This window comes from Dolomitihabitans soli, assembly GCF_022213955.1.
In the GTDB taxonomy this organism is placed as follows: Bacteria; Actinomycetota; Actinomycetes; order Streptosporangiales; family Streptosporangiaceae; genus Streptosporangium_A; species Streptosporangium_A soli.
Genome location: NZ_JAKNTW010000005.1, coordinates 14,815 through 27,368, shown reverse-complemented (window position 1 = coordinate 27,368; position 12,554 = coordinate 14,815). Strand labels below are relative to the sequence as shown.

11 protein-coding genes and 1 pseudogene are annotated in these 12,554 nt (G+C 66.8%); 5 read left to right on the top strand and 7 right to left on the bottom strand.

Features of this window, described 5'->3' with window-relative positions; all coding sequences use genetic code 11:
• Window positions 1–36: 36 nt before the first annotated feature.
• The 3 genes from MBA17_RS50365 to MBA17_RS11165 form a co-directional block, all read right to left on the bottom strand.
• On the bottom strand, window positions 37–714 hold the full coding sequence (locus MBA17_RS50365) for a response regulator (protein WP_238496292.1): 678 nt from the start codon (window positions 712–714) through the stop codon (window positions 37–39).
• Complete coding sequence (locus MBA17_RS11170; RefSeq protein ID WP_238496291.1) at window positions 707–1,663, bottom strand: sensor histidine kinase; 957 nt, start codon at window positions 1,661–1,663, stop codon at window positions 707–709. The genes MBA17_RS50365 and MBA17_RS11170 overlap by 8 nt, the downstream gene beginning before the upstream one ends.
• A gap of 185 nt (window positions 1,664–1,848) precedes the next feature.
• Window positions 1,849–2,691 (bottom strand): UbiA family prenyltransferase, encoded by an 843-nt coding sequence (locus MBA17_RS11165; protein WP_238496289.1) that lies wholly within the window; start codon window positions 2,689–2,691, stop codon window positions 1,849–1,851.
• A gap of 238 nt (window positions 2,692–2,929) precedes the next feature.
• Here MBA17_RS11165 and MBA17_RS11160 point away from each other — a divergent pair.
• Together MBA17_RS11160 and MBA17_RS11155 are read left to right on the top strand one after the other, a co-directional pair.
• A pseudogene (locus MBA17_RS11160) lies at window positions 2,930–4,327 on the top strand (2-isopropylmalate synthase); the annotation flags it as partial.
• Window positions 4,328–4,415: 88 nt separating this feature from the next.
• Complete coding sequence (locus tag MBA17_RS11155; protein ID WP_238496288.1) at window positions 4,416–5,120, top strand: beta-ketoacyl-ACP reductase; 705 nt, start codon at window positions 4,416–4,418, stop codon at window positions 5,118–5,120.
• A gap of 1,171 nt (window positions 5,121–6,291) precedes the next feature.
• Here the strand turns inward: MBA17_RS11155 and MBA17_RS11150 are convergent.
• Entirely contained in the window at window positions 6,292–6,768 is a 477-nt protein-coding gene (locus tag MBA17_RS11150) for an NUDIX domain-containing protein (protein ID WP_238496286.1), read from the bottom strand.
• Between the two features lie 246 nt (window positions 6,769–7,014).
• On the opposite strand from MBA17_RS11150, the gene MBA17_RS11145 reads away from it, so the two are divergent.
• Both MBA17_RS11145 and MBA17_RS11140 read left to right on the top strand, forming a co-directional pair.
• Entirely contained in the window at window positions 7,015–7,938 is a 924-nt protein-coding gene (locus MBA17_RS11145) for a polysaccharide deacetylase family protein (protein WP_238496284.1), read from the top strand.
• Window positions 7,939–8,528: 590 nt separating this feature from the next.
• Window positions 8,529–9,716: a serine hydrolase domain-containing protein gene (locus MBA17_RS11140; RefSeq protein ID WP_238496283.1), complete on the top strand. Its 1,188-nt coding sequence runs from the start codon at window positions 8,529–8,531 to the stop codon at window positions 9,714–9,716.
• Window positions 9,717–9,834: 118 nt separating this feature from the next.
• Here MBA17_RS11140 and MBA17_RS11135 read toward each other — a convergent pair whose 3' ends face one another.
• A complete protein-coding gene (locus MBA17_RS11135) occupies window positions 9,835–10,785 on the bottom strand; it encodes a GlxA family transcriptional regulator (RefSeq protein WP_238496282.1) in 951 nt (316 codons plus the stop codon).
• Between the two features lie 103 nt (window positions 10,786–10,888).
• Between MBA17_RS11135 and MBA17_RS11130 the strand changes: the two genes are divergently transcribed.
• Window positions 10,889–11,488: a DJ-1/PfpI family protein gene (locus MBA17_RS11130; RefSeq protein WP_238496281.1), complete on the top strand. Its 600-nt coding sequence runs from the start codon at window positions 10,889–10,891 to the stop codon at window positions 11,486–11,488.
• A 298-nt stretch (window positions 11,489–11,786) separates the two neighbouring features.
• On the opposite strand, the gene MBA17_RS11125 is transcribed toward MBA17_RS11130, so the two are convergent.
• Together MBA17_RS11125 and MBA17_RS11120 are read right to left on the bottom strand one after the other, a co-directional pair.
• Window positions 11,787–11,993, bottom strand: a complete 207-nt coding sequence (locus tag MBA17_RS11125; protein ID WP_238496279.1) for a hypothetical protein — start codon at window positions 11,991–11,993, stop codon at window positions 11,787–11,789.
• A gap of 132 nt (window positions 11,994–12,125) precedes the next feature.
• Complete coding sequence (locus tag MBA17_RS11120) at window positions 12,126–12,473, bottom strand: DUF1330 domain-containing protein (protein WP_238496278.1); 348 nt, start codon at window positions 12,471–12,473, stop codon at window positions 12,126–12,128.
• Window positions 12,474–12,554: the final 81 nt, after the last annotated feature.

Sequence of the window (12,554 nt, the reverse complement as noted above, 5' to 3'; positions counted from 1 at the left end):
ACCCTGTCATGGATCAACACATGATCCGGACACGCTCTAAGCGAATCCCTGCGGTCCCGAGCCGAGGTCGCGCTGTGAGGTGATCAGGGAGGCCGCGATGGCCTTGTTGACCGCGTCGATCCGGGAGACGGCGCCGAGCTTGACGAAGATGTTCCGCAGGTGCCTCTTGACGGTGGCCTCGGTCAGGCCGAGCCGGGTGGCGATCTGGTGGTTGCTCAGCGCCTGCGCGGCGAACTCCAGGACCTGCCGTTCCTTGTCGGTCAGGATGTCGGGCTGCGGCGCGTGGATCTGGGCGAGGCTGTCGCGCGAGACCGCGAGCACGAGGCGTTCCGGGTCGCTGACGACGCTTCTGATCGCGGAGATCACCTCCTCCCGGTGGACGCTCTTGAGGAGGTAGCCGCGGATTCCCGTGGAGAGCAGCCGGCGCAGCAGTTGCGGGCCGTCGTACATGCTCAGTACAATGATCTTGGTACCCGGGGACATGGCGCGGACGTGGCCCACGGTGTCGAGGACTCCCGCACCCGGGATCTCGATGTCGAGCAGGAGGACATCCGGCCGGGTTCGCTCGATCATCGTCAGAGCTTCGGCGGAGTCGCCGGCCTCGCCCACCACGTCGAGGTCGTCGTTCGCTTCCAGGATCTCCCGCAGCCCCTCCCGGAAGAGGGCGTGATCGTCGACGATGCCTATCGTCGTCGCCGCTCCGGGTTCACTCACCGAGCCGCCCGTGTAGCGGGACGTGGAGCTCCACGCAGGTCCCCTCCTGCGGCTCGCTCGTCACGGTGACGGTACCGCCTAATAATTGGGCACGCTCCCGCATCGAGATCAGTCCCATCGACTGCTTGCGCGTCGCCTCTTCGGGGCAGAAGCCGTGACCGTCGTCCTTGACGAAGCCGAGCAGCTCGTGCGGGGCGATGTCGATCCGGATCAGGATCACCGAGGCCCCCGAGTGCGCCAGCGCGTTCCTGGCGGCCTCGCGGAAGATGAGGAAGGACTCGTCGCGCACCTCGGGCGACGCCCACGTCTCATCCCCGTTCACATGCAGGTGAACGGTCATCGCCTTGGTGTCGACGCTGCCCAGGTAACCGAGGAGGGCCTTCTCCAGGCTCTTCAACGGCTCGTGGGGATGCAGCTCCGACGTCACCTGCCGCAGGTTGCGCATCGTCTCCTGTACGGCCTGCCCGGCGAGCTCGACGTTGACCACGGCCCTGGCCGGCTCTCTTGAGCGGTGGAACTCGTGGAGTTCGAGCTGCTGGTGGGCGACGCTCATGCCGTGCCCGATGCGGTCATGGAGCTCCCTGGCGATCCGCCGCCGCTCCTCCACCTGCACCTCGTGCATCCGGTTGAGGAGGAAACTCGTGTAGCTCGCCGACGCGGCCCGAATCCGGGTCGAGATGCTGTGCTCCAGGCTCAGGACGACGATGGTGAACAGCCGGGCGTACTCGGCGTGTCCTCGCAGACGATCGCCCAGTGTCTCCAGGGCGATTCCGAACAATAACGATGCGGCTTCGAGCGACTCCCTCGGATGGACGCCCGCCTCGGCCCTGTCCGTGCCGATGTCCCTGGCGAGGCGGCTGTGCGGGTCATCCGATCTGACCTTGCCCGCCTCCAGGGCGACGGCCACGTCGTTGAGGATCTCGTCCGCGTTGGCCAGCAGCTGGCGCATCACGCGTGGCTCACGCGCGAGTCGGCTGCCCTCGGCTTCCAGCCTCCGGGTGTATTCCTCAAGGACACGACAGCGGCAGTCGTCGACATATGCTGTGAAGTTTCCCGCACCGCGAGTATGGCCCCCCACCAACTCCGCCTCTCGGTACTATGCAAACCTAATAGACCATTTGTACCCAGTATGAGCTACTCAGGCAACAGTCTAAATGCCAATGGCAGGATTAAGCTGAGATGTAGCGCGTACTGCGCCACCATGAACGCACGATACGGGCGCCGGCGCCGGGCACGGCTTCCCCGCGAGAGCGGGCTGAGGGTGATCACGACGACGGCGAACGCGCCGACGAACAGCGTGACAACCGGCCCCACCAGCGGAAGGTTCATGACCGCTACGACCGCCGCGAACGCGGAGGCAACCGTCAGCGCGGCGCCTGCGGTAAGCAGTCTGACCGGCTTATCCCCCCGTGTCACCGCCAGCGTCTCCCGGCCGGCCGCCGCGTCCCCGTCGACGTCCGACAGGTCCTTGGCACACGCGCCGACCAGGCCCATCCACAGGGACGCCACCAGCGCGAAGATCCACAGCATCACCGATGGCTCGGTCCATCCGCCGGTGTGGCCGGTGAACCCCGCGGCGTACGTCAGCAGGCAGGAGGCCGCGCCCACCGCCGCGGTGGAGCCAGACCTCCGCTTCAGGTAGAACGGCGGCCCCGAGTACACATAGCCGAGAACCAGCACAGTCAGGACCATCCAGGCGGTCGGCGGGGCCAGCAGGGCAGCTCCCGCCACCGAGGCCAGCGCGGCGGCGACCACGACGCGGTAGGCGTCCGCGGGGTCGAGTTCGCCCCGCGCGATGGGTCTCGACGATCCGTTCGCCCGGTCCTCCCGCACGTCCGTGACGCCGTTGAACAGGTAGACGGCGAAGATCGCCGTGCCCCAGACGAGGGCGGTTCCGATGATCTCCGGGCCCACCCCGGAGACCCCTGCGCCGAGGGCGGCGCCGGCCAGGAACCTCAGCATGAAGATGACCAGCACCGACGGGCGGGCCTCGGCGAGACACAGCCGAAAGACACTGACACTGATCCTGACAGTGCTGATTGACGGCGACCCACTGAGACTGCGTATGGTTGGCATGCCCTCGATCTTGCAGCCAATAACAATGCAAGTTAAGAGCCAGGATTAAAGGTTGTACGTCGACTACTACTTCCGATATTTCCATCGTACTTGTCGACCCCTCAATAGCGCTTGTACCGTGAGGGCGGGACAGTGGAACATGGAAATACGAACGCACTGCGACGGTGCGGGAGGAAGGAAATCCGCTGTGGAATCCACTCGACTGCCATCCGAGCGTTATAGCGAATTCACCCCGATGTCGCTGCTGGACCGCACCTGGCCGGACAAGCGCATCGTCGCGGCTCCGCGCTGGCTCTCCACCGACCTGCGCGACGGCAACCAGTCACTCGCCAGCCCGATGGGCCCCGCCCGCAAGCTCGCCATGTTCGAGCTCCTGGTCACGATGGGCTACAAGGAGATCGAGGTCGGGTTCCCCGTCGCGAGCAGGGACGACCACGACTTCGTCCGCCTCCTCATCGAGGAGGACCGCATCCCCGACGACGTCTGGATCTCGGTGCTCGTCCCCGCCCGCGACGAACTGCTGCGCCGGACGGTGGAGAGCCTCAGGGGGGCGCCGCGCGCCACGATCCACGTCTACAACGCGACCGCGCCGATGTTCCGCGAGGTGGTGTTCGGGATCACCCGGCCCGAGTGCAAGGACCTCGCCGTACAGGGAACACGGCTCATGATGAAATACGCGGAGCGGACCCTCGCCGACTGCGACCTGCGCTACCAGTACTCCCCCGAACTCTTCAACGAGACCGAGCCCGACTTCGCGCTGGACGTCTGCGAGGCGGTCATGGACACCTGGGAGCCGGGGCCCGACCGCGAGATGATCCTCAACTTCCCGGCGACCGTGGAGCGCTCGCTCCCGCACGTCTTCGCCGACCAGATCGAGTGGCTCAGCCGCAGTCTGGCCAGGCGGGAGCATGTCTGCCTGTCGATCCACCCGCACAACGACCGCGGCACGGGCGTCGCCTCCGCGGAACTGGCGCTGCTGGCGGGGGCCGAGCGGATCGAGGGCTGCCTGTTCGGCAACGGGGAACGCGCGGGGAACGTCTGCCTGGTGACCCTGGGCATGAACATGGTGACCCACGGCGTCGACCCGGGCATCGACTTCTCGAACCTCGACATGATCAGGGACACCGTCGAGTACTGCAACCAGATGGCGGTGCATCCCCGTCACCCCTATGGCGGCGAACTCGTCTACACCGCCTTCTCCGGATCCCACCAGGACGCGATCAAGAAGGGCCTCGACGACATGAGCCGCCGGGCCGAAGAGGCGGGCGTCACGCCGGCCGACCTCCCCTGGCGCATGCCGTACCTGCCGCTGGATCCGGCGGACGTCGGGCGCACTTATGAGGCGGTGGTGCGCATCAACAGCCAGTCCGGCAAGGGCGGCGTCGCCTACGTGATGGGCGCCCACCACGGGGTGGACCTGCCGCGCGAAGAGCAACGCCAATTCGCCGATCTCGTCCAGACCCACGCCGACGCCGAAGGCGGGGAGATCTCGCCCGACCGGATCGCCGAGATCTTCCAACGGGAGTACGCGCCCAGCCATCGGCGGAGAATCGCCGCCCGTTCTTGACTACCCATCTGACAACTGCGGCTATCGCAGATTCGACACCCGTACCCAGGGAGAGCCCGTGAGTCGTTCCGTCCTCGTCACCGGAGGCAACCGCGGCATCGGCCTCGCCGTAGCGCGCGCCCTCGCGAGCGACGGCGACAAGGTCGCCGTCACCTACCGATCGTCCCCGCCACCGCCGGATCTGGTGGGCCTGCACTGCGACGTCACCTCAGCCGCCGAGGTGGAACGGGCCGTCTCCGAGGCGGAGCTGCGACACGGCCCGGTGGAGGTCCTGGTGGCCAACGCCGGCATCACCCGCGACAAATTACTTATGCGGATGAGCGAGGAGGACTTCGAGGCCACCCTCGACGCCAATCTCAAGGGTGCGTTCCGAGTGGTCAAACAGGTCGCGCCGAAAATGCTCCGGGCGAGGACGGGACGCGTCGTCTTCATCTCCTCCTCCGTGGGCCTGCGCGGGGAACAGGGGCAGAGCAACTACGCCGCCTCGAAGGCCGGACTGATCGGTTTCGCCCGATCCCTCGCCTGGGAATTCGGCAAGCGGGGCATAACGGTGAACGTGGTCGCCCCCGGCCTCACGAACACCGACATGATCGCCGCGCTCCCGGAGAAGCGGATCGCCGAGATGTGCGCGCAGGTACCGCTCGCGCGGATGGCGACCCCCGAGGAGATCGCCGCGGCCGTACGCTTCCTGGCCTCCCCGGAGGCCTCCTACATCACGGGCGCGGTCATCCCCGTGGACGGCGGCGCCGCGATGGGCCACTGACCATTCGGACACCGCGTCCCGCCCGGAGGCGACCGCTCATCGGGAGACTCGACAATGACGATGACACCGGCGGAGAGGGCGACGGCGATCCCCCGAGTGCCATGGTGAACGGTCTTCCGAGATGGCGCCGTGCGGGGGGTTGCCGACAGCCTGCCACCCGGTCACCATTAGCGTGGCGGCCCCGGCGCCCAGGAAACTCACGACGGTCTCGCCATAACTCCAACATGAGGCTTAATCATATTAAGCGGCGAGCTAATCGGAGAAGTCCGGAACAATCTTCTCGTGCCGGGCGGCGTAGCGCACGGTTTTGCGACACCGCGCAGCGCGATGTCGCGTGACCCACCCGCCGGCACGCCCACTATTCGCACATCACCGACAGCGGAGCACCGACCGGGCAGGGCGGACACGCAGGGGTACGGCACCGGCCGGGCCGAAGTGATTACCTCCGCCGATTCCCGCCCCGAACGTGAGCGACAACTCGGAGAGGGCTCCGGATCGTCGCACGGATTGACCGCCGACACCAGTGACGGAAACGCGAGAATATGGCCACCGCCGACTCCGGAGGAGACATCAGGATTGGCGGGGATCCCATACTTTCGCCGTCTGCCAATGGCGACACCTGAATCCACTTCCCGGCCGGGCTTCCTCACCCGGCCTTCTGAAGGAATTCATCTGACTGGTTCCACCGACAACCCATAATCTCCGTGGGAGGGCTGAACCTTCTCTCCGGCCCATATCGGCCGGGGAGGAGGCACGCCGAGGCCACGCCGATCCGGCCGCCCGCGTCCAACCGGCCGTCGGCCTCGGGGTGCGCGGAAAGCGCGGAAGCGCGAGTGCCCGGCTCGCGCGGAAGCGCGGAAGCGCGGAAGCGCGGAAGCGCGGAAGCGCGGAAGCGCGGAAGCGCGGAAGCGCGGAAGCGCGGAAGCGCGGAAGCGCGGAAGCGCGGAAGCGCGGAAGCGCGGAAGCGCGGAAGCGCGGCTTGCCCGGCTCACGCGGCTCACGCGGCTCACGCGGCTCACGCGGCTCACGCGGCTCACAAGGCTCACGCGGATGCGCGGCCAGGTTCTGGGCCGGGTATGGCCGATCGCCGGGCTATGGCCATGCGCGGGCGCGCAGCCGGCTGGTCCTCGTCCGCTGGACCTGCTTTCCCGCGGGCTCCACGCCCAGCCGGTCAGCCGCCCAAGACGGCCCGGCCGTACTCCAGGTAGACGGTCCTCCCCTGGTCGCGAGCGGCGACCGCGGCCTTGACTCTGCGGGCGAGCCGGTCGATCAGGATTCCGTCCAGCTCGCCGACCGGATGGAAGTCGTACGCGTTGATCTCGTTGTCGGTGAACCTGATCAGGCCGAGCGTCTCGGGGGCGAGCACGCCGCCGTCGAAGATGAAGAGGATCATGTCGCCTGCACTGGGATGCGGCGACCAGTCGGCGACGAGGAGGCGGCCGATCGGCGGCTCGATGCCGAGCTCTTCGCGCACCTCGCGCACACAGGCGTGGAAGGGCGTCTCCCCCGGCTCGATCATGCCGCCCGGGATGTCCCGCTCCTTCTTGTAGACGGGATGGACCACCATCACCCGGCCCGCGCCGTCGAAGAACAGGGCTCCGGCGGCGGCCCGGGCCAGGGTGTGCGGCGGCATGTCATGATCGCTCACAACTCGACCATACGCCTGAGCGGCCCTTCAGGCGGGCAGGCTACGCCGGGGCCCGCCCGGCCGGTGCATCCGGCACAGCCGGGGCCTCGACTCCGATGCGTGCAGGGCGGCGGAATGCCCGAGATCGTCGCTCATGTGCCACGGCGACACCCACAGCGGTCAGCTTCTGTCCGCCATCCCTCATGTCCGCCGCCCGCCCGCTGGCCGTACCCGAAATCGAGTGGACACGCCCTGAACACTGAGGAGGTGAACGAACACACTCCCTCAATCCGGTCAAACGAGTTGCTGGGCCTCCCGTCCGAGGCCCGGGTGCTGATCGTCAACAACGACGACTTCGGGATGTACCAGGCGATCAACACCGCGATCATCCGGTCGATCGAGGAAGGGATCGCCGGTTCGTGCAGTCTGATGGCGCCGTGTCCGTGGGCGTCGCACGGCATAAACCTGCTTCGTGAACGGCCGGAGATCCCGTTCGGGATCCACCTCACCCTGTTCTGTGACACTCCCGACTACGGGTGGGGGCCGCTGACCGCGAAGGAGAAGGTGCCCTCCCTGCTCGACGGCGGAGGCGAACTCTTCACCCCCGCCCACGTTCCCGCGCTGCTCGCCCAGGCTCGCCTGGACGAGGTCGAAATCGAGTTCCGAGCGCAGATCCGCATGGTGCTCGACTCTGGACTGACCCCGACGCATCTCGACTGGCACTGTCTGGCCGACGGCGGACGCGACGACATCTTCGACCTGACCGTGGCGCTGGCCGACGAGTACGGCCTGGCGGTGCGGGCCTGGCTCACGCCCGGACGCCAGAAGCTGCGGCAGCGCGGCCTGCCGGTCGTCGACCACGATTTCCTGGACAGCTTCAGCCTCGACCTGGACGGCAAAGCGGACCGGTACGCCCGGTTGCTGCGCGATTTGCCGGTCGGGCTGAGCGAGTGGGCGGTGCATCCCAGCCTGGGCGACGAGGATTCGCAGGCGATCGAACCCGGCGGCTGGCGCGTCCGCCGGACCGACTACGAGTTCCTGACCTCGCCGGTGGCCCGCGAGATCCTCCAGCAGGAAGAGATCGTCGTGACCGACTACAGGACCGTCCAGCAGGCGTGGCACCGAGCCGGCGCACCCGGAAACCGAAGCGACCGGACAACGCCGACGACGAATCCGGCCCGCAACCACTGACCGCCGATTCTTGTTCGCAAAGTCATTCGCGATCCCGATTCGCCTTTCGCTAGGACAAAATAACTCGGCCCCGCACTTTCTACAATAGACGCGAAGAGAGGCCGTCAAGCGATTGATGTCTCCACCGAGAGGTAGCGTTAGACCCCCTACCGCATGATCGACCATTCCCGGCACCCTACGGCAATCTCACTCCCGATATTCCGGAAATCCGCTAGAGCACTTGTCGAAATCACGAGTTATTCCACTCAAATCGTGCGAAACATCAATCGACGGAAGCCACCCGCTCAGCCTGACTCCGTAGTCGGCAAATTTAAGTCGATCGCGACCTGCCGTACAGCGCACACACCGCATCGCCACCGGCAGGAACAGACCCGCGGTAATCGACATTCGAGAAATCCCGACCTTCGAAGACGTCTGAACTAGTCGTGATTCATCACGACAGCCCATCACTCACCGATCAGACCACAGTCGCACCCGGACCAGTCCGGCACGACTCTGGGATCACTTGAAGTTCCCCACGAATGCGGAGTGGCCGCCCGATTCGACGCCCGACGATGGAGATTCTTCAATCCCGTCCGAAGGAGTCACCCGTGGTGCGCACGTCTGATCGTCGAAGGGCCGGGGCACTGGCCGGGCTGCTGACCGTGGCCCTCGTCGCGGGAGCCGGTTCCCCGGCACACGCGGCGGGGAGGGACCTGTCCGCCGACGAACACGCCGACGTACGGCAGGCGCTGAAGGCCGTGGTCGAGGCCGGCGCACCCGGTGTGCTGGCCCGCATCGACGACGGCGACGGCCGGTGGGTGGGCACGAGCGGCGTCGCCGACCTGGCCACCGACGCCCCTGTGCCCGGCGACGCCCGGTTTCGGGTGGCAAGCCTGACCAAGAGCGTCGTGGCCACGATCGTGCTCCAACTCGTCCAGGAGAAGAAGCTGAGCCTGGACCTCCCGATCGAGACCTGGCTGCCGGGCATCGTGGCCGACGACGACCGAATCACTGTCCGCCAACTGCTCAATCACACGAGCGGCCTCTCCGACTACATCGATCACACCGAGTTCAGCGACCCCACCGTGTACGGCACGCGCACCTACCGCCCTGAGCGGTTGCTCCAATACGCCGAGGAGTCCGGCCCGGCCGGCGAGCCTGGAGAGAGATTCCACTATTCGAACGCGGGATACATCCTGCTCGGCCTGCTGGTGGAGAAGGTCACCGGGAACCGGCTCGGCGCCGAGATCCACAAGAGGGTGCTGAAGCCCACCGGAATGACTCGCTCGTACTTTCCGAGCACCGATCCGGAAATACACGGGCCGCACGCCACCGGCTACTACCTCCCGGAGGGCACGGACCCCGGGAGCCAGGGAGCCCTGAAAGCGATCACCGAGCTCAATCCGTCATTCGCGTGGGCCGCCTATGGATTGGTCTCCGACGCTCGTGACATGAACCGCTTCTATCGCCACCTTTTCCGTGGCCACCTTGTCGACAAGGCACTCCTGCGTCAGATGCGTGACGGTGTGACGACTCCGCAGGCACCCGTATTCCCGCACTACGGGCTCGGACTGGAGTCGCTCGCGCTCACCTGCGGCGAGAAATGGGGTGCGACCGGTTCCATTCCCGGCTACCTGACGTTCGCCTTCGCCGACGAATCGGGCGCCCGCCGCATGACGCTCTCGATCAACGTGCAGCGCAACGATCCCGGTGTGGGTCCGATGTTGCTGGCCGGCGTGGACGCGTTCAACCGCTATTTCTGTGGCACGCCGTACCAGCTGCCGATCACAAAATGACGATCTTAGAAAGGGATCTTGAATTCCCGACTTGACATAGTGCCGTCAGCGAGAGGTCAGCCGGACCGACTCGCTCGTGACGGTTACCTGCCGGCGTGCGGTCAGGGCCATAGCGTTGTCAGAAGGCGCGGAACGTCGCCCGGTAGTTCCTTGGGCTGGTGCCGACCTGTTTGGCGAAATGGTGCCGGAGGGTCTCCACCGATCCGAACCCTGTCGTCTGCGCGATCCGGTCCACCGGCAGATCCGTCGTCTCCAGCAGTTCCCTCGCCCGCTGCACACGCCGGTCGAGCAGCCACCGCAGCGGTGTGGTGCCCATTCGAATCCGGAAGTGGCGCGACAGACTGCGAGTGCTCATGGCCGCCCGGCCCGCGATGTCCGCGAGGGACAGCGGCTTGTCAAGGTTGTCCTGCATCCACCGCAGCGCCGGGGCAAGGTCATCGGGTTCGCCGTCGGGAGGGCGGTGCTCGATGAACTGCGCCTGACCGCCGGAGCGTAGCGGCGGCATGACGATCGCCCGGGCGACACTGGCCGCCGAGGCCGCGCCCAGGTCACGGCGCACCATGTGCAGGCACAAATCCAGGCCGGCCGCCACTCCGGCGGAGGTCAGGATCTCCCCCTCGTCGACGAACAGGACCGACGGGTCCACCTCGACATCCGGGAAGTCTCGCGCCAGTTGATCGGCGAGTCGCCAGTGAGTGGTCGCCCGGCGGCCGTCAAGCAGCCCGGCCGCCGCGAGCACGAACGCACCGGTGCAGATCGACGCCACCCGGGCGCCCCGAGCGGCGGCCTCCCGTAGCACGCGCAGCACATCCGAACGAGGCGGGCGGTCCGGGTCAGCGCCCGGAACGATCACCGTATCCGCGTCGAGCGCGTCATCGAGCCCGTAGCGCGAGGAGATCCGGAAGGCATCCTGGTCCCAGGCTGTCGCGGTGACCACCTGCTCGGCGCACACCCGGACGTCGTAGACAGGCGTCATGTCCACCTGCCGCGCGGCGGCGAACACCTGGCACGGAATCGTCAGATCGAAGGCCACCACGCCATCGAAGGCGAGGACGGCGACAACTCGCATGTGGCTAGATCTTACGCATACGGGGCGTTCATGCCACTGTTCGCCTCAATCCCATGTCGACATAATCGTGATCACTCACCCCAAACCACCCTTGGAGGATCACGTGAGACCCCTCAACGTGCACACCGTGCTCTACGACGCAGTCGAGGATCAGGACTTCATCGGCCCGATCACGGTCTTCGGCGTCTCCGACAGCGTGCGGCAGACCTATGTCACCGTGGACGGCCCGCGGACGGTGACCACCGCGTCCGGCGCCGAGATCACTGTCCGCGCCCTCTGGTCACCAGAGGCCGCGGACCTGATCCTGGTGCCAGGTGGCGGCTACGGCGAAGGGAGCGGTGTGGACAGGGAGATCCGCCGTGGCTCGCTGCCGGCGGCACTCGCCGAGGCGAAGCGGCCCGGCCTCGTCCTGGCGGCGGTGTGCACGGGCACCCTACTGCTCGCCGCGGCCGGCCTCACCAAGGGCAGGCCCTGCACCACGCATCACGTAGCCGAAGACGATCTGCGGGCGCAGGGCGGGAACGTCGTCAAGGCGAGAGTCGTCGACGACGGCGACCTGGTCACCTCAGGTGGCGTCACATCCGGCCTCGACCTGGGCCTGTGGCTGACAGAGCGCTTCCACGGCCCGGAAGCCGCGTTGCTCGCCGAGGAAGTGCTGGAGTACCAGCGTCGCGGAACCGTCTGGCACGCCACGACGCACTGATCAGCCGCGCGGCGTCGCGGTGGACCTTGTCAGCATGCCCCCGTTGTCGACCAGGAGTGGCGGCGCATCGAAGGCCGGCGGAGCTGGTCTTCCTGCCGGTGCCTGCTGGGCAGGAATCTCGCCTCAGGCGTTGCCGTCCCTGCTAGCTGGGGATGAACATCAGGTAGTCGATCTTCCCGGCGTCATCCACGGAAATCTCCGTCTTGTAGCCCTGCTCGGGAATCGACGCCCGCAACCATTCATGAGCTCTGGTTCCTTCATTGCGATCACCCCGGAACTGAGACCTCGCCGGAGGCATCTATTGCTTCCCTCGCAGGTCGCTGATGGCGCACGCAATGGCTCCGAGCATGACCACGACCGCCATCTGCAGGAGAACCGCGCCGTGATGTTGGTCGCGAGCGTCGTCTCCGAAGGAGATGACGCCTCCTATTACCAGTAGAACCGTGCCGACGGACAGGAAGACATTCCGCAGTGTGAGCACGTAGTGAGCGAAGTATTCAAGCATGGTCCGTGATGCTACGACCGCGTCGCGGAGCGGACGGCGGGTTCACCGCGGACGTGAAGGCCGCGCACGGGCGAGCGTGTCCGCGAGGTGGTTGAGGACCTGGCGCTCCTGGGTCCGGCCCGAGCCTGAGGGCTACTCGGCAGGCAGGGCCTCCCGCATCGCCTTCGCGGTGGAAGTCGGGTCGTAGCCATCGGGGACGCCTTCGATCAGGATGATGTCGCCCTCGATGTGCCGCGAGCGTAGCGGTGCGATCTCCTGGTATGCGGGAGAGTCCCACCAGCTCCGCGCCTCGGCGACCCCGGGGAAGCCGATCATCACGACGTTCCCGGGCCAGCTGCCCTCCTTCACCTCGTGCTGCGTGGCGTGCACGAGGAAGCGACCGCCGTACGGCTCGAAGGTGGCGGTGATGCGCTCGATGTACTCAGCGATCTCCGGGTGCGGGGCGGCCGCTTGCAGACTTGCTATGACGTAGGCGGGCACGGTGTTCCTTTCGGTCGGTCGGGCTCCGTACACCGGCGATCATGGCAGGCGGGCGCGCCGGGAGTCGATGACCTGGCAGGT

Coding starts and splice junctions, on each gene's coding strand:
- MBA17_RS11125 (WP_238496279.1), bottom strand. CDS start 11,993: ATGCTTGAATACTTCGCTCACTACGTGCTCACACTGCGGAATGTCTTC.
- MBA17_RS11135 (WP_238496282.1), bottom strand. CDS start 10,785: ATGCGAGTTGTCGCCGTCCTCGCCTTCGATGGCGTGGTGGCCTTCGAT.
- MBA17_RS11170 (WP_238496291.1), bottom strand. CDS start 1,663: ATGCGCCAGCTGCTGGCCAACGCGGACGAGATCCTCAACGACGTGGCC.